Source organism: Erwinia sp. MYb375, assembly GCF_037479175.1.
Classification (GTDB): domain Bacteria; phylum Pseudomonadota; class Gammaproteobacteria; order Enterobacterales; family Enterobacteriaceae; genus Erwinia; species Erwinia rhapontici.
Genome location: NZ_JBBGZS010000023.1, coordinates 800,105 through 816,585, shown reverse-complemented (window position 1 = coordinate 816,585; position 16,481 = coordinate 800,105). Strand labels below are relative to the sequence as shown.

The window sequence follows — 16,481 nt, the reverse complement described above, 5'->3', positions numbered from 1 at the left end:
GCTATCTATAAATGAGAATGCTTATTATCCTCGTTTATCTGCGAGGCGGTGATTTTACTCTGGGAAACGGTGAACCTGATGATCCAGCCTTTTCAGGGCACACAAAGCTATCGCATCAGCGCCGCTGATGCGCAGGTGACGGGTGCCATCCGCGCATTACCGCCAACGGTCGGTGACTGTCGTTCGCATTTCACCACGCTTGCGGACGGCATGACGCTGGTGCGCTCGTTGTATCAACCTCAGCGGCCGCTGATTGAAGAAACCTGCAATCCTCATGCACAGCCGATGCTGGTGCTGACCTTCGGTCTGGCAGGCCATTCGGTTTATCAGGGGCGGGAAGGGCAGGAAACCCGCTTCAGCCAGCACTATCTGACCATGACCAGCTTCCACGGCAGCGTGGGCGAGCGGCACTATCGTGCATGCGAAACGGTCAGTCAGCTGCGTCTGCTGATTGGGGCCAGCGGCGTGAAACACTATTTTGGTGAAGAGGTGTGTGAACGCCTGTTCCGGCTGCCCATACTGACCCACCATGCCTGGACGCCGTTTAACCCGGCCACAGAGACGCTACTGGCACAGCTGGAAGGCAGCCGCCATGATCCGCTGATGCAGCAGATCCACGCGCTGAATCTGCTGGCGCTTTACCGGCATTTGCTCCCGTCGGCGGAGAACCGGCCGCTGCACCCCCAGGACGATCGGCGGCTGGAGCAGGCACGGGAATGGATGCTGGCGCATCTGGACGAGCCGTTCTCCCTCAGCACGCTGGCGATGGCGGTGGGGTTGAGTGATTACAAACTAAAGCAGGGTTTTCATCAGCGTTTTCATACGACGCCGGGACAGATGCTGTTACAGCTGCGCATGGAACAGGCGCACCGCCTGCTGGAGCAGGGATATCAGGTGGCGCAGGCGGGCTGGCAGGTAGGTTATCGCCATGCGAATAACTTCAGCGTGGCGTTTCATCGCTATTTTGGCCGTCATGCCAGCGCGGTGATGGGAAAAAAACAGTAGAGTCGATACGGAAAATGCTTATGCTGTTAGCACAAGATGTTATGTAACTGTTATTTCAGGAAGAGAAAAATGTTCGATCTGACCCTCGTTATTCTGCTGTTTCTTGCCGCTTTGAGTTATTTCAGCCACAACCTCACTGTCACCATTGCCCTGTTAGTGCTGGTCGCCATCCGTATGACGCCGCTGCAACAGACGTTCCCGTGGATTGAAAAGCAGGGGGTAACGGTCGGGATCATTATTCTGACCATCGGCGTCATGGCACCGATTGCCAGCGGTACACTGCCTTCCACCACCCTGATGCACTCCTTCCTGAACTGGAAATCACTGCTGGCGATTGCGGTGGGCATTTTTGTTTCCTGGGTTGGCGGGCGCGGCGTGGCATTAATGAGCAGCCAGCCTACCGTGGTCGGGGGGTTGCTGATTGGGACGATTATTGGCGTTTCGTTATTCCGTGGCGTTCCGGTTGGTCCGCTGATTGCCGCAGGGCTGGTCTCGCTGATGATCGGGAAATCCTGAGCAAATATGTTATCCTGCCGCCAGAATTTTATCTGACAGAGAAACAGTGTGAGCACTAAACAAGATAAACGTAATAAACGCGCCAAACTGAAGCAGAAACAGGCCAATAAAACCCGCGCCCACGGTCGCCAGATGGATGCCATCGGCCGCCAGAACTATGAAGCGACGCCAGAGATGGTAGAACTGTTTGCCACGCTGCCGGAGCTGGATGAAAGCGGCGATATGCCGTTTGTCGTGCCGGTGTATCACTGGTCGCGGGCCGAGTATCAGTTTGATGGCAGCAACGACGAGGGCGATAAGCTTCAGGTTGCGGCATTGTGCGTGATGTACATCCACTGGAAAACCAGCGAGGGTGCAACCACCCTGGTGCAGAACGAGCTGGTGGAAGCGGCACTGCGTCTGGTCGAAGAGAACGAGGCCTTTAAGCAGCGTTATCAGCAGGCAGAAGTGGAAGCCGGTATCAAAGAAGCCTAAAAAAAGGGCAGGCGCCCTACGGTGCCTGCCTAGTCATCCTGCCAACCCTACTTCAATTTATCCTTCATACTTCGAGCTGCGCCTGCGTTAGCTGCGGCTGCGCGCCCCGGTCATAGAGTTATCTTAGTTGCGCTGTACGCGTTCGTCCCAGGCTTCACCCGGGAGCCACATGCACTCAGAGCTATCAGCATTAATGATAGAAAACTATCTTACTTTAGCGGTTTAATGCTCGCTCTGAGGCGAAACTGTCTGTTGCAGAAGGGCTCAGACTAAGTGAAAAGGAATTTAAATTCTATTTATTGTCACAATGAAATATAAATTCTTTGAAGTATGTCAAAGTTAACAGAGGGAAATGTCAGCCAATGATAGGTTTGATAGAAATTATCATCCGCTGAAAGAGGTCAGGATCGCTGGGGGAGGCGGGTAAAAAGCGGGGTGGTGGAGACCACCCCGTTGGGGATCATCCAGGGTAGATGCCGCGATCTTTACGCGCCATCAGGATGCGTTCGCAGGCCACAATGTAGGCCGCTGTGCGCAGGCTGCAGGTTTTCTCACGGGATTTATCCCAGACGTGGACCATCGCTTCGGTCATGATCTTATCCATGCGCTCATTGATTTCGTCTTCGCTCCAGAAGAAGCTGGCCATATCCTGAACCCACTCAAAGTAACTGACGGTCACGCCGCCTGCGTTACAGACCACATCCGGCACCACGGTAATGCCGCGTTCCGCCAGCACATCATCGGCTTCCGGGAAGGTGGGGCCGTTAGCGCCTTCCAGCACCAGACGGCAGTGCAGTTTTTCCGCGCGCTGACGGGTGATCTGACCTTCCAGCGCTGCCGGGATCAGGATATCCATTTCAACGTCCCAGAAGGCCTCATCATCAATCACCTGCGCACCGCTGAACCCGGCAATCTTCTTGTTGGCCAACTGCCATTCGCTCAGTGCCACCAGGTCAATCCCCGCCGGGTTATACAGGGTGGCGGTATGATCCTGAATAACGATCACGCGGGCGCCTGCCTCATTAAACAGCCGCGCCGCTTCGCTACCAACGTTACCGAAGCCCTGCACGGCGACTTTCGCCCCTTCAATCTCGATACCGCTGCGGCGTGCCACTTCGCGCCCGGTAATAAACACCCCGCGTCCGGTCGCGTTTTCACGGCCCAGAGAACCGCCAAGGTGAATCGGTTTGCCCGTGACCACGCCCGTGATCGTGGTGCCCTGGTTCATGGAATAGGTATCCATCATCCATGCCATCACTTTGGCATTGGTGCCCACGTCCGGCGCAGGAATATCTTTTTGCGGGCCGATAATCAGACCAATTTCGCTGGTATATCGGCGAGTCAGGCGTTCAAGCTCACCTTCTGACAGGCTAAACGGATCAACACGAATTCCGCCTTTCGCCCCGCCGTACGGCAGGTTGACCGCTGCACACTTGATCGTCATCCAGGCTGAGAGCGCCATCACTTCGTTCAAATCGACGTTAGGATGGTAACGCACACCGCCTTTGCCCGGGCCGCGCGACAGGTTGTGTTGCACGCGGAAGCCTTCAAAGTGGCGAATGCTGCCATCGTCCATTTGCAGAGGAATATCAACAATCAGGGAACGTTTAGGGTGACGCAGGGTATCCACCCAGCGCGACAGGTCACCGAGATAAGGTGCGACACGATCGATCTGTTGTAAGTAAGTTGACCAGGCCGTTTTGCTGCCTTCAGAAACGTAAGAGAGCTTTTCCATAACAAACCTTTTTTGTTTAGCGCCTGTCCGTCTGGCGTATGACATAGCGGGCGGGTGGCGCTTAGTTATAAATACTGTAATACCGTGGATGGCTCAGTGCATCTCACTGAGTTGCCCCTAACTTAACATCAAAAAAAGGTTTCCAACTCTTTAAAATATTGTGAAATTCTACGTTAGTGAGGCAATTTCCGGGATGTAAATGCATAGTTAGCTGGTCATATTGCATTGGCCTGTTACGCTGCCCGTTGGCAGGTGGTAATTATGCAGATAAAATGCATATCAGAATTTTCTTTATATTTTTCAAAAATTTGAATGAGATCAAACTTTGGGTTTTAACGCGTGTGCCTGTGGCAATGGTCGGGCGTTACCCCCGAATATTTTCAAAGACAGGAGAAGTCACCATGTTAACGGACCTCGAACATCTCAAGCAGGATTTTCCACTGCTTAACACGCTAAGTGCCTTACAACCGGTTACCTGGTTCAATCCCGGCACCACACCGCTGGCCGAAGGCTATCCTCATGTTGGATTGACGCGTGAACAGGTTGCCGATGCCAGCGCACGACTACAGCGATTTGCGCCCTGGCTGGTGGAGGCATTTCCGGAAACGCGTGCGCGGCAGGGGATTATCGAGTCTGATATCTGTGCACTGCCACGGCTGCAGCCGGTGCTGGATGCCCGTTACGGGCAAGTGCTTGCGGGTAAACTGTGGCTGAAAAAAGACAGCCATCTGCCGGTATCGGGTTCGATCAAAGCGCGCGGCGGCATTTATGAAGTGCTGGCCCATGCCGAGCAACTGGCGCTATCCGCCGGACTCTTGACGCTGGACGAAGATTACCGTCGTCTTGCATCGCCTGACTGTCGTGCACTTTTCCGCCAGCAGCGGATTGCTGTCGGCTCAACGGGAAATCTTGGCCTGTCGATTGGTATCATCAGTGCCAGCCTGGGGTTTGATGTCACGGTACATATGTCGGCCGATGCGCGTGCCTGGAAGAAGCAGAAACTGCGCGATCATGGCGTGAATGTGGTGGAGTACCAGCAGGATTATGGCGTGGCGGTGGCTGAAGGGCGTCGTCAGGCGGCATCCGATCCACACTGTTTCTTCGTTGATGACGAGAACTCGCACAATCTTTTCCTCGGCTATGCGGTGGCCGGAGAACGGCTGAAACAGCAGTTTGCCGCTGAGAATATAACCGTGGATGCCGACCATCCGCTGTTTGTTTATCTGCCCTGTGGCGTGGGGGGCGGCCCCGGCGGTGTGGCCTTCGGCCTAAAGCTGGCTTTTGGCGATCACGTGCATTGTGTTTTTGCCGAACCGACGCACTCTCCCTGCATGCTGCTGGGGGTCCACACCGGGCTGCATGATGCGATCTCGGTGCAGGATCTGGGCATTGATAATCGCACGGCAGCCGATGGCCTGGCCGTGGGGCGCGCCTCCGGTTTTGTCGGGCGCGCCATGGCGCGGCTGCTCAGCGCCTTTTATACGCTGAGCGACGAGGAAATGTACGCCCTGTTGGGGTTATTGCACCAGCATGAGTCGCTGGCATTAGAACCTTCGGCACTGGCGGGAATGTGCGGGCCGTGGCGCATCAGCGCTGAACCGCAGCGCCTGGCAGAGCAGGGCATCAGCGCCTCATCGCTTGCCGGTGCCACACATCTGGTGTGGGCAACGGGCGGCGGTATGGTGCCGGAAAGCGAAATGGCGCATTACCTCGCGCAGGCTCAGAGTTTGCTCACTCCCTGAGCAAAGCGTGGTGATAAAGTGACGGGATAACGATAAGAATGTTTCGGCACTTTGCCTGAACCGGCATACGCGGTATTCTAACGCGCTAATTTTATGGAAAAGACGATGAATTATACCCGGAAGCGTCCTGTTGCGGGCTACGCACCAGCAACAAGAAGCATGACGGGTATAGTGACTATTACTGAGGTCAATATGATTATTAAACCACGCATCCGTGGCTTCATCTGTGTTACTGCCCATCCAGAAGGCTGTAAAGCTAACGTAGAAAAACAGATCGAGTACGTCACCGCTCAGGGCGCGATTGCCTCCGGTCCGAAAAAAGTGCTGGTGATTGGTGCCTCTACCGGTTACGGCCTTGCTGCCCGTATCTCTGCGGCATTTGGCTGCGGCGCTGACACACTGGGTGTGTTCTTCGAGCGTGCAGGCGAAGAGACCAAACCCGCTACCGCTGGCTGGTACAACTCTGCGGCATTTGAAGAGTTCGCGACTGAAAAAGGCCTGTATGCAAAAAGCATCAATGGCGACGCTTACTCCGATGCGGTTAAGCAGAAAACCATCGAACTGATCAAAGAAGATCTGGGTCAGGTTGACCTGGTGGTTTACAGCCTGGCTGCGCCACGCCGTACCCATCCGAAAACCGGTGAAGTGTTCAACTCAACCCTGAAACCGATCGGTAAGCCGTTGACCACGCGCGGCCTGAACACCGATAAAGAAACCCTGACTGACGTGTCGCTGGAGCCTGCTTCTCAGGAAGAGATCGATGGCACCGTCGCGGTAATGGGCGGCGAAGACTGGCAGATGTGGATTGATGCGCTGCTGGAAGCCGGTGTGCTGGCGGATGGCGCGAAGACCACGGCGTTCACCTATCTGGGCGAAAAAATCACCCACGACATCTACTGGAACGGTTCTATCGGCGAAGCGAAAAAGGATCTGGACAAGCGTGTTCTGACCATTCGTGACACCCTGGCCGCTCACGGTAACGGTGACGCACGCGTTTCTGTACTGAAAGCGGTTGTGACCCAGGCAAGCTCTGCAATTCCTGTGATGCCACTGTATCTGTCACTGCTGTTTAAAGTGATGAAAGAGAAGGGTACCCACGAAGGTTGCATCGAGCAGGTGTACGGTCTGTTTAAAGACAGCCTGTACAACGCCTCACCGATTCTGGATGACGCTGGCCGTCTGCGCGCTGACTACAAAGAGTTGCAGCCAGAAGTGCAGGACGAAGTCGCCCGTCTGTGGCAGACCGTGACCGACGAGACCCTGAACGATGTCTCTGACTTCGCTGGCTACAAAACCGAGTTTATGCACCTGTTCGGCTTCGGTCTGGACGGCGTAGACTACGCTGCGGATGTTAATCCCGATGTGAAAATCAAAAATCTGGTACAGATGTAATTTCTGTTAAGGATATTATCTAAGGGCGGCCACGGGTCGCCCTTTTTTTATCTTCATCACCCTGTCATTTGTCATGCGATATCAGGTAAACAGGATGAAAATAAGGATCGAGAGTAATCTGATGGTTGATTGAATAACAATATTAATACAATGAATCTTAATTTGAAGAAGGAAGCTCGAATAATGAAATTATCAAAATCAATGACTCTGGCAGGATCACTGTGTATGGCGATGGCATTAAGCAGTGCGGCAAATATGGCTGTTGCGGCAGAAGCTAAAGCACCCGCAGCCAACGCGGCCGCGGCAGAGAAAGTCTCCTTACTTGGCGGACATCTGGCGTTTAACCTGAAGGGTTATGAGATGCAGCCTGTTCCTGGCGGCGGCCCGGGTAATATGTACGTCAGCAAAGCGGAAAAACGCGTATTGCTGATCGGTGAAGATGCTATCCCGGTTGTGGCCCGTGGCGCCACCGATGCTGATTTCATTGATGGCATGAAATCCATCAAAGACAAACAGAAGCAGGCTTCGCCTGATTATACGGTGATCAGTGAGAAAACCGAGAAGGTGAAAGGCCTTGAGGTTTATCACATTGAAGCGACCGATAAAATGGACGGCAAGAATGTCCAGCAGGCCACGCTGTTATCGGCCGCTGATAATAAATTCACCGTGATTCAGGTGATCTCCGGCTCAAAAGATAAAGTGGGCCACGCTGCTGCGGTGAATAATATTCTCGCGAAGTAACGATTACCGTGTAATGACGGCATGAACCTCGTAGGGGCGACCTTTTTTCCGGTCGCCCCTGGTTTATGGTGTGCGCTAAAATCAGGCAGGTACTGATGGCCGACGGAACAAAAAGCCGGTCATGATGGCTTCATTCCCCTCCCGCTGAGGCTCCAGCAGCAACACTCTCCGTACCCCAGGCGTTAACGTCAGGTTAAAATATCGCTAAGGTATTAAAAATAAAATTTTATGTTTGCTGAACACCTTTGTGGTAATCAGGCGACATTTTTTGCTATTATTTGCTGAGAACGTAAATATATCCTGCAAAAGCAGGACCCTAACTCGGGTGATATAATGACGAAATTTGCACCGGTTTTGATTGCCGCATTACTGGCAACGGGTTGTGCCATGCCTCCTGAACGTGCTCCATCTCATAATCCACCACCGCCACCTGTCGTGTCTGAGCAGAAGTCTCTGTCCAGCTTTGACGCACGTGTCGACCAGTGCCGCAAAGAATTGCAGGTGATGCAGGCTTATAACGTCACGGTATTCGAGCAATACAACCAACGTTTCCTGCGAGCGAATGGTCAACTGGAAAAATATCGTGAAATCCAGGACAAGGTGGGCAGTGAGATCGATGAAATCGCCACACCAAAATATCAGTACAACGTGCGCCGTGTGTGTGAAGAAATTCGCAGTACGCTGATGCAGTTGATCATCAAAGAAGTGTGATTCCCGTCAGGGCCGGTTATTCCGGCCCTGGTGACATATTCTCCCGCGTATAAAGCATGAATTCGACTTTCCCGTCCTGATATTCATCAGGCCTCTTTTGCCATTCCAGTTTTTCCAGCATCAGTGTCAGCGCGCGCTGCGCATGTTCACGGGTATTTTGATCCAGCGTCAGTATCACGGCCTCTTCCGCCAGCAATTGACGCGTGGTGGGGTAGAGTTCGTGGGTGATAAATAACGATTTTTTCAGCAGACGATGACGCGCCAGGACGTCAGCGATCTCCCGGTTGCCCAGCCCGGTGTTATAGATGCCGTGCAGCTCCCGGTTGTGATAGAGCTGCTCCTCCAGCAGGCGGCCGACCTGCTGACGATCGTCGAGCGCTGCCAGCACTTTGTGGACACGCAGATGTGGAAATTTGCTGGTGATGACTTCGCTAAAACCGTCCACCCGCTGGCGGTGCGCCAGATAGTCAAAACGCCCGCTGATAATGATGATGTCGCCAGCCGCAGTCAGCATATTGCCCATCAGTAACCCGGCGGTGCGTCCGGCCTGGCGCTGGTTAATCCCCACATGACACAGACGCGGTGCGCCGGGCAGATCGGTGACCAGGGTGATCACCGGAACCTGCTGCTGCTGGCACTGTTCCAGCGCGGCAAAAATGGCCGGATGCTCATGGGCAAAAATGATGATGCCATCGCGCCTTGCAGCGGCCTTTATGATCTGCGTCGCCAGCATGTCAGGTTCCGATTCAGCAATCAGGGTGCGATGCAGCGTGACGTGACCGTAGCCGAGCTGCCCGGCGAGCTGGCTGAAATCCTGAGAAAGCTGGTGGAAGAAAAAGGCATCGCTGCTGCTGAGGAGCAGCTCAATTTGCCACGGCTGGCGATGTTCGTCCGGTAACGGGCGTTTCAGCCCAACCTCCTTTGCCGCCTGCAATACCCGTCGGGTGGTGGCAGGGGAAACGCCTCCGCGTTCATTCATGACCCGGTCAACGGTGGCGACGCCCACACCCGCCTGTTTAGCCACCGCTTCCAGCGTGATCTTCTTCACTCTTTGCTCCGCATGATGGCTTTCCATCAAAATGTCGTTTCAGCAAGTATATTCGCGGACGCTATTCTGGCAACGAAACGTTAACATTCTATCGATACAGGCGTCGCAACAATGGTACAGAAACGACACTTTGCCCTGCTGGGCACAGGATTTATTGGTCAGGTCCATGCAAAAAACCTGGCGGCACATCCGGACATTGAACTGGTGATGGTGGCGGATCAGGACAGCGCCCGCGCGGATGCCATTGCCACCTGCTACGGTGCCCGGGTGGGCAGCGTGCTGGAGGCCATCAACAGCGATGCGATCGACAGCGTGCTGATTGCCACCTCCACGCCGTCCCATGCCGAATTTCTGACGGCCGCTGTGGCCGCAGGCAAGGCGGTGTACTGCGAAAAGCCGATCGATCTGTCGCTGGATAAAGCACGCAGAGTCGTGGATGAAGTGTCACGTTATCAGGCTGCCGTCACCGTCGGATTTAACCGGCGCTTTGATCCCAGCCACAATCAGTTGAAACAGCATTTTCAGCAGGGATTGTTGGGCAAAGCCGAACTGATTCAGATGGTGTGCCGCGCGTCTGAATTGCCCCCGCTAAGCTATCTGCAAACCTCGGGCGGGCAGATGCGCGACCAGGCGATCCATTTCTTCGATCTGCTGCGCTGGCTCACCGGGGATGAAGTCGACACCATTGGTGCGCTGGGTTCGGCGTTGGCGATGCCGGAGATCGCTCAGTTTGGCGATGTGGATACCTCGGTGCTGATCATGAAGATGCACAGCGGGGCACTGGCACAGCTCGATAACACACGTCGTACTGGTTACGGCTACGAGGAGCGGATTACGCTGTTGGGGGCGAAAGGGATGTCAGAGTCCGGTGCGCAAAGCCCTGCGGGCGCCACGCTGTATACCACTGAGGGTATCACGCGTCCCGCGCTGTATGCCGACTGGTTTAACCGGGTGAAAGAGACGTATTACCTGCATCTGGATGCGTTTGTGCGTTCGCTGAACGGTGAGTCAGTGTCTGTGCCGGGGTTACAGGATGGTTTGCAGGCGCAGGCAATTGCTGAGGCTGCGGTGAAATCGCTGGAGACGGGGCGTTTTTGTCAGGTTCAGACGTTGTAACCGATCGTTTTCCCGGTCGACCCATGCCAATGATATGCACATAATTCATGTAGGGGTCGATCATCTTTTCCGATCGACCCGTGCTGATGATTTGCACCTGCGCCGCTGGCCCCCCCAAACAGAAGGCCGCCCACTACGGGGAATTCTTTTTAATCAATGTGTTAAATTTTGTTCCTCGTTAAACACCTGGCCAATCTGCCGCCGCACTTCATCCATCGCACTTAACGTTGCCAGCGAGGCCGACAACGGACGCACCGGCGACTCGGTTTTCCCCTGACCGACACACCAGGCAAAATGTACCGCCTCGTGGAACAGCTGGTCATAACGGTTGCGCGGTTCGTCGAAATGCAGCACGTTGCCACCCTGGCTGGCCGTCAGTGTAAATGGCCCCGGCGCATAGAATGATCCGGCAATATTCAGTGACGCATCGCGTCCGGCAATCACTGCGCCTCCCGGTGTGTTGCTGAACAGGGTGGTATTCAGCACGGAATGCATGCCGTTGTGATGCGTCAGCAGCATTGATGCCTGGCCGTTAACCCCGCCGGGTACCTGCTGCCCGGTGGCATAAATCGAGTCAGGCGCACCGGCGACCTTAATGCTGAAGCCAATCAGGTAGCTGCCAAGATCCAGCATCGGGCCACCGGCAAGGTCGGCATTAAAAATACGGTGATCGGGCGTGAAAAACTCGCCGTGGTCGGCCAGCAGCGTATGCAGGTCCCCCAGCACGCCATCTTCCAGCAACTGGCTGATCACATCGTATTTTGGCAGGAAATCACACCACATTGCCTCCATACACAGCAATCCTTTCGCCTGCGCCAGCTCGGCCAGCGCCTGGCCTTGTTGCGCGTTGAGTGCCAGCGGTTTCTCAATGAGTACATGCTTGCCGGCCTGCAATGCCTGTAGCCCGTCCGGATAGTGATGATTATGCGGTGTGGCGATATACACCGCATCGATATCCGGTTGTGCCAGCAGTTCAGCGGCGCTGCCAAAGGCCTGTGGGATGCCCATTTTATCGGCAAATGCAGCGGCACGTTCCTGTGATCGTGACGCGATAGCCACCAGCTGTTGCGAGGTGCCTTCTTTCAGGGCTTTGGCAAAACGTTCAGCAATCCAGCCCGGTCCGATAATGCCCCAGCGCAGGACAGGGACAGCCTTGGGGTCAACAATACGTGGTTGAGGTAACTGTGACGGAAACATGGAGGCTCCTGATTATTATAGAGAGTAGGGTCACCGCCCGGTCACGCCCGGCGGCGATCCTTTCACTATAAATAGCCAGAATCGCAGGGGAAAACGCTTTGATGATGGAAAACCATCAAATGAGATTGAAACGTGCGTCCGGCTGATGGGCGGCAGGCAGCGGCGTCAAATCGTTCATTTCGCTGAGGATGCGTTCAATGGTGTTACAGATAGCATCCAGCGGCAGATCGTTAGCCGCCGTGCCGAACGGATCTTCCAGCTCTTCAGCCAGCGATTCCAGCGACAGAAAGGTGTAAGAGATAAACACCGACACCAGCGGTGTCATGTAGTGCAGGTCTGCCACCAGCGCGAACGGCAGCAGGGTACAGAACAGATATACGGTACGGTGCACAATCAGGCTGTAGGCAAAAGGAATTGGTGTGGTACTGATGCGTTCGCAGCCGCTAAGAATATGCGCCAGTTCATTCAGGTTGCCGTCCATACCGTTATACAGCAGGTCGGAAATCGCCCCTTCTTCCCGTCTATCCGCCAGCCAGCGCCCCATACAGAGCAGCAGACGGTTGGCGCGAAACGGGCTGGCCAGCACCTCATCCTGCACACTTTTCGGTGCCAGACGGCGGATATCGTCACTGGCATCGGTGCCGCGTAGCTGATGTTTCAGGCTCCAGCTAAAGGCCATCAGCAGGCCGCCAAACTCGCGTACCGCTGCCGGGTCGCGGCGCAAAGCCCCCTTCGCCTGGCGCAGCAGCGAACGCTGCGCCACCAGCAGGCCGCCCCACAGGGTGCGCGCTTCAACAAAACGGCCATAGCTGGCGCTGTTGCGAAACCCGAGGAAGATAGCAATCGCCACGCCCAGCAGGCTGAAAGGCGCTGTCGTCAGACGAATGCCCAGCGTCTCATACCACTGAAAGCAGATCACCGCGAAGATGGCCATCATCAGATTCAGGCTGAGGCGGAACAGAATTTTTGATAACACCGCACCGTGCCAGGAGAAAAGGCGCGGGAACCAGTGTTGATGGGGGCGAACGATCATAGCGAAGGTATCCGAATAAGGTGCAGGCAAACAACATTTGTATAACCAAAGTGCAGCATCATACGCCTCTGGCCGGGTCAGGAAAATGGGAACCTCTTTCCATGCGCGCGACCCACCGTCACGGGGTTTGCCACAAAGCGGCATTACAAAGCCGATATTGGTATTTAATTCCGTCGGGGTTTTATGAAAATCTGAGCTCATATTCCATCGAACAGGGAGCAGCACACATGAGCCAGAAAACCCCACAACGGATTAAACTCGGCCTGATGTTACAGGGCGCAGGCGGCTTTATGAATGCCTGGCGGCACCGTAGCGTTCCCGCCGACGCCAGTGTTAACGTCAACTGGTATCACCAGTTAGCGCATCAGGCGGAAGAGGCCGGTCTGGATTTTCTGTTCGTTGCCGACGGTCTGCACATTAACGAAAAATCACTGCCACACTTTCTGAACCGCTTTGAGCCGGTTGCACTGCTGTCGTCGCTGGCGGCAGTGACCCGGCGTATCGGGCTGGCGGGAACCATCTCGACCTCTTACAGCGATCCCTTTACCGTGGCGCGCCAGCTGGCATCACTCGATTTGTTAAGTAACGGTCGTGCGGGCTGGAATGTGGTGACCTCGCCGCTGGCGGGATCGGCGCGTAACTTTGGTAAAGATCATCCGGAACACGGGCAGCGTTATCAGATTGCCCGTGAGTATATCGAGGTGGTGCAGGGCTTGTGGGACTCCTGGGAAGAGGGTGCATTTATTCGTGACCAGCAGAGCGGCGAGTTCTTTGACGCACAGAAACTGCATAAACTTAATCATCAGGGCGAACACTTCTCGGTAGAAGGTCCGCTGAATATTCAGCGCTCCTCGCAGGGCCAGCCGGTGATCTTCCAGGCGGGCGCTTCAGAATCAGGTATTCGTCTGGCGGCGGCCTCGGCGGATGCCGTGTTTACCAATGCGCGTTCGCTGGAAGAGGCGCAAACCTATGCGGCCCAGTTGAACCAACAGGTGAAGCAGCAGGGGCGCGAACCGGTGGGGATCTTCCCGGGCATCAGCCCGATTGTTGGTGCCACAGAGCAGGAAGCGGAAGAGAAATATCGCTATCTGCTGTCGTTGTTATCACTGGAGCAGGCGCTGAACTACCTTGGCCGCTTCTTCGACCATCACGACTTCAGCCAGTACGATCCGGACGGCCCGTTCCCTGAGCTGGGTAATCTGGGGGAGAACAGTTTCCGCTCCACCACCGATCAGATCAAACGCCTGGCGGCAGAAGAAAAGCTGACGCTGCGCGAAGTGGCTTTCCGTACCACCCTGCCAAAAGGCGAGTTTTTCGGCACCCCTGAGCAGGTGGCCGATACCTTTATTCGCTGGGTGGAACAGGGCGGTGCCACCGGCTTTATTATCTGTGGCCCGGTGCTGAATGAAGCGCTGGAGGATGTGGTGCGCTATGTGCTGCCGATCCTCGAAGCGCGGGGTTACTGGCATCAGGATGACAGCAGTACGCTGCGTGAGCGCCTGGATATTCCGGCGCGGCCAAACCGTTACAGCCAGGCCCGCGAGCATCTGCGCGAGGCGGGTTAAGCCGTTTTCAGCTCACGCAGACGCGCCAGCAGCCAGTGGCAGGCCTCGCGCTGGCTGTTTTTCTGCCAGCTGTAGACCTTCACCCTGAACGGAGGGATGCGGAACGGCAGGGGGTGGATCACATAGTCCGCGCTGGCATTCAGCGTCTGCGCGGCGTGGCGCGGTAGCGTCAGCAGCAGCGGGCTTTGGGCAATAATAAACGGTGCGCCCAGCATTGAGGGCATCCTGAGCGCCACTTCGCGCTTCAGACCGATGGCGGCCAGTTCACTATCAATATACCCCGATTCCTCATTCCACGGGGTGATCACCAGATGGCGGGCAGCGATATACTGCTGCTGCGTCAGCGGCGGGTCAGCGGGGAAAAACGTCGGGGAAGCGATGGTGACATACTCATCTTCCAGCCAGTCCAGTTCATCAATTTCCGGCCATTTTCGGTCGTGATTCTCACTGAATCCCAGCGCAAAATCCACGCGGCCCGACATCAGCTCATGCAGGGCCACTTTCTGCTGGCTGTGAACCAGTTGAAAACGCAGCCCCGGAGCCACGTGCTGTAAGTGACCGATCAGCCGCGGGAACAGGCTGAAGGCGGTAAAATCGGTCACGGCAAAGGTAAAGCTGTGCTGACTGCTGGCCGGGTCAAAGCGCGGGCGTTTCTGTACGCCCTGATTCAGCAGGTGCAGGCTGTCGTGTACCGTCACGGCCAGGTCGCTGGCGAACAGGGTAGGCTGCATCTGATGGCCGACGCGGTAGAACAGCTCATCGTCGCAGTAGCGGCGCAGGCGGCCCAGCGCATGGCTTATCGCCGAGTTGCTGAGTGCCAGTTCGCTGGCAGCACGCGTCACCGATTGATGGTGGTACACCGCATCAAACACCAGCAGCAGATTCAGGTCGAGGGAACGAAGATTAAGATGCATGGTATTCACTATTCGCTGAGGATAATGCACTTCATTCAGCAGAGATTAGCGGTTATGCTGGCGACCATCAACTGTCTGCTCCAGGGAATGATTATGAATACCGTTATCCGCCGCGCCGAACGCCAGGACGCCAAACTGATCCTCGCGATGATCGCCGAACTGGCTGAATATGAGAAAGCGCTGCACGAAGTGGTCGCCAGTCAGCAGGATATTGAAACGTCACTGTTTGCTGATGATTCCACCAGTGAAGCGCTGATTTGTGAAGTGGATGGTGTTGCAGCGGGCTACGCGGTGTTCTTTACCAGCTACTCTACGTGGCTGGGGAAAAACGGTATTTACCTTGAGGATCTGTATGTCAGCCCGCGTTTTCGCGGTCAGAAAGCCGGTAAAACGCTGCTGCGCCATATTGCACAACTTGCGGTGGCGCGCGGCTGCGGACGACTCGAATGGAGCGTGCTGGACTGGAATCAGCCTGCCATCGATTTTTATAAAAGCATTGGGGCTGCGCCGCAGGATGAGTGGGTGCGTTACCGGATGGAAGGGCAGGTATTGACGGATTTTGCTGAATCCTGAGTTTTTTGCGCTCTGCGTTGAGGTCAAGGTCTTAAGGTCAAGGGCGTTTCGCTTTCCCGCTGCGCGGGCGAAGCGACAAGGGGCGGCCAGGCGCCGCCGCCCCTTGACCCCGGGCTTGCGGCAGGCGCCGCGCCCGTTTCACGGGTGCCTTCGTCAGTTCCGTTCACCGACGGACCGCTCGTGACGGCACTTCCCTGTGCCGGCCCGAGCTTTCACCGCCGTCCTGGCGGTTCATCCTGGTTCACATTACTTCCTCAGCGCAGCTTAATTGCCGCCTCAACATCAAAACCCAGGTCAAACCCTAAAACCCAAATTTTAAAAAAAACAAAATGACCAAAAGCCCAGAAAGGCTTTTTGTGTCTGGTCTGTCTGACTTGTCTTTGATTATTCTTTTGACCTGGCCGTTGAGCTTTTGAGCGGCAATTAAGCCTCGCCGAAGGAGGGCGGATTTCCAGGATGAGCCGACAGGACGTCGGCGAGAGGGCGTGCCGGGACAGGGATGTCCCGTCACAACCAGTCCGGCGGGAAAGCCGACCGACTGAGGGAACCCGCTTTAGCGGGCGATGCGCCTGCCGCAAGCCCGGGTCCCCAGGGCGGCGGCGACTGGCCGCCCTGGGTCGCTCAGCCCGCGCAGCGGGAAAGCGAAACGCCCTTGACCTTAAGCACTTGACCTTGACCTTGCCCTTGTTTTTCGGGTCGACCAAAAAAAGGTCATCCCC

At 55.6% G+C, this 16,481-nt stretch carries 15 protein-coding genes; 10 read left to right on the top strand and 5 right to left on the bottom strand.

Annotated features, from left to right (window positions below):
• Positions 1-78: 78 nt before the first annotated feature.
• The 3 genes from WH279_RS16755 (at position 79) to WH279_RS16745 (ending at position 1,995) form a co-directional block, all read left to right on the top strand.
• On the top strand, positions 79-1,005 hold the full coding sequence (locus WH279_RS16755; protein WP_339457794.1) for an AraC family transcriptional regulator: 927 nt from the start codon (positions 79-81) through the stop codon (positions 1,003-1,005).
• 69 nt (positions 1,006-1,074) lie between these two features.
• Positions 1,075-1,521, top strand: a complete 447-nt coding sequence (locus WH279_RS16750) for a DUF441 domain-containing protein (RefSeq protein WP_133841980.1) — start codon at positions 1,075-1,077, stop codon at positions 1,519-1,521.
• A 48-nt stretch (positions 1,522-1,569) separates the two neighbouring features.
• Complete coding sequence (locus WH279_RS16745; protein ID WP_133841981.1) at positions 1,570-1,995, top strand: hypothetical protein; 426 nt, start codon at positions 1,570-1,572, stop codon at positions 1,993-1,995.
• Positions 1,996-2,455: 460 nt separating this feature from the next.
• On the opposite strand, the gene WH279_RS16740 is transcribed toward WH279_RS16745, so the two are convergent.
• Complete coding sequence (locus tag WH279_RS16740) at positions 2,456-3,730, bottom strand: Glu/Leu/Phe/Val family dehydrogenase (RefSeq protein ID WP_339457793.1); 1,275 nt, start codon at positions 3,728-3,730, stop codon at positions 2,456-2,458.
• 401 nt (positions 3,731-4,131) lie between these two features.
• Here WH279_RS16740 and WH279_RS16735 point away from each other — a divergent pair, with 401 nt between their 5' ends.
• From WH279_RS16735 to WH279_RS16720, 4 genes are all read left to right on the top strand, one after another.
• Positions 4,132-5,472 (top strand): D-serine ammonia-lyase, encoded by a 1,341-nt coding sequence (locus WH279_RS16735; RefSeq protein ID WP_339457792.1) that lies wholly within the window; start codon positions 4,132-4,134, stop codon positions 5,470-5,472.
• Between the two features lie 192 nt (positions 5,473-5,664).
• Positions 5,665-6,864, top strand: coding sequence for an enoyl-ACP reductase FabV (gene fabV, locus WH279_RS16730; RefSeq protein WP_339457791.1), 1,200 nt, complete (start codon positions 5,665-5,667; stop codon positions 6,862-6,864).
• A gap of 183 nt (positions 6,865-7,047) precedes the next feature.
• Positions 7,048-7,605 (top strand): hypothetical protein, encoded by a 558-nt coding sequence (locus WH279_RS16725; protein WP_339457790.1) that lies wholly within the window; start codon positions 7,048-7,050, stop codon positions 7,603-7,605.
• Between the two features lie 333 nt (positions 7,606-7,938).
• Positions 7,939-8,316 (top strand): hypothetical protein, encoded by a 378-nt coding sequence (locus WH279_RS16720; protein WP_200644149.1) that lies wholly within the window; start codon positions 7,939-7,941, stop codon positions 8,314-8,316.
• Between the two features lie 16 nt (positions 8,317-8,332).
• Here the strand turns inward: WH279_RS16720 and WH279_RS16715 are convergent, their stop codons facing one another.
• Complete coding sequence (locus WH279_RS16715; protein ID WP_339457789.1) at positions 8,333-9,364, bottom strand: LacI family DNA-binding transcriptional regulator; 1,032 nt, start codon at positions 9,362-9,364, stop codon at positions 8,333-8,335.
• Between the two features lie 111 nt (positions 9,365-9,475).
• On the opposite strand from WH279_RS16715, the gene WH279_RS16710 reads away from it, so the two are divergent.
• Positions 9,476-10,480 carry a Gfo/Idh/MocA family oxidoreductase gene (locus WH279_RS16710; protein WP_200644147.1) on the top strand — a complete coding sequence of 335 codons (1,005 nt, stop codon included), beginning with the start codon at positions 9,476-9,478 and terminating at the stop codon, positions 10,478-10,480.
• A gap of 153 nt (positions 10,481-10,633) precedes the next feature.
• On the opposite strand, the gene WH279_RS16705 is transcribed toward WH279_RS16710, so the two are convergent.
• Together WH279_RS16705 and WH279_RS16700 are read right to left on the bottom strand one after the other, a co-directional pair.
• A complete protein-coding gene (locus WH279_RS16705) occupies positions 10,634-11,677 on the bottom strand; it encodes a Gfo/Idh/MocA family protein (protein WP_339457788.1) in 1,044 nt (347 codons plus the stop codon).
• A gap of 115 nt (positions 11,678-11,792) precedes the next feature.
• Complete coding sequence (locus WH279_RS16700; protein WP_133842155.1) at positions 11,793-12,710, bottom strand: bestrophin family protein; 918 nt, start codon at positions 12,708-12,710, stop codon at positions 11,793-11,795.
• 227 nt (positions 12,711-12,937) lie between these two features.
• Here WH279_RS16700 and WH279_RS16695 point away from each other — a divergent pair, with 227 nt between their 5' ends.
• Positions 12,938-14,275, top strand: coding sequence for an LLM class flavin-dependent oxidoreductase (locus WH279_RS16695; protein ID WP_339457787.1), 1,338 nt, complete (start codon positions 12,938-12,940; stop codon positions 14,273-14,275).
• Here WH279_RS16695 and WH279_RS16690 read toward each other — a convergent pair.
• Positions 14,272-15,189 carry a LysR family transcriptional regulator gene (locus tag WH279_RS16690; RefSeq protein WP_339457786.1) on the bottom strand — a complete coding sequence of 306 codons (918 nt, stop codon included), beginning with the start codon at positions 15,187-15,189 and terminating at the stop codon, positions 14,272-14,274. The two genes, WH279_RS16695 and WH279_RS16690, sit on opposite strands and share 4 nt — an antisense overlap.
• 93 nt (positions 15,190-15,282) lie before the next feature.
• Between WH279_RS16690 and WH279_RS16685 the strand changes: the two genes are divergently transcribed.
• Positions 15,283-15,762 carry a GNAT family N-acetyltransferase gene (locus WH279_RS16685; protein ID WP_200644144.1) on the top strand — a complete coding sequence of 160 codons (480 nt, stop codon included), beginning with the start codon at positions 15,283-15,285 and terminating at the stop codon, positions 15,760-15,762.
• Positions 15,763-16,481 lie beyond the last annotated feature (719 nt).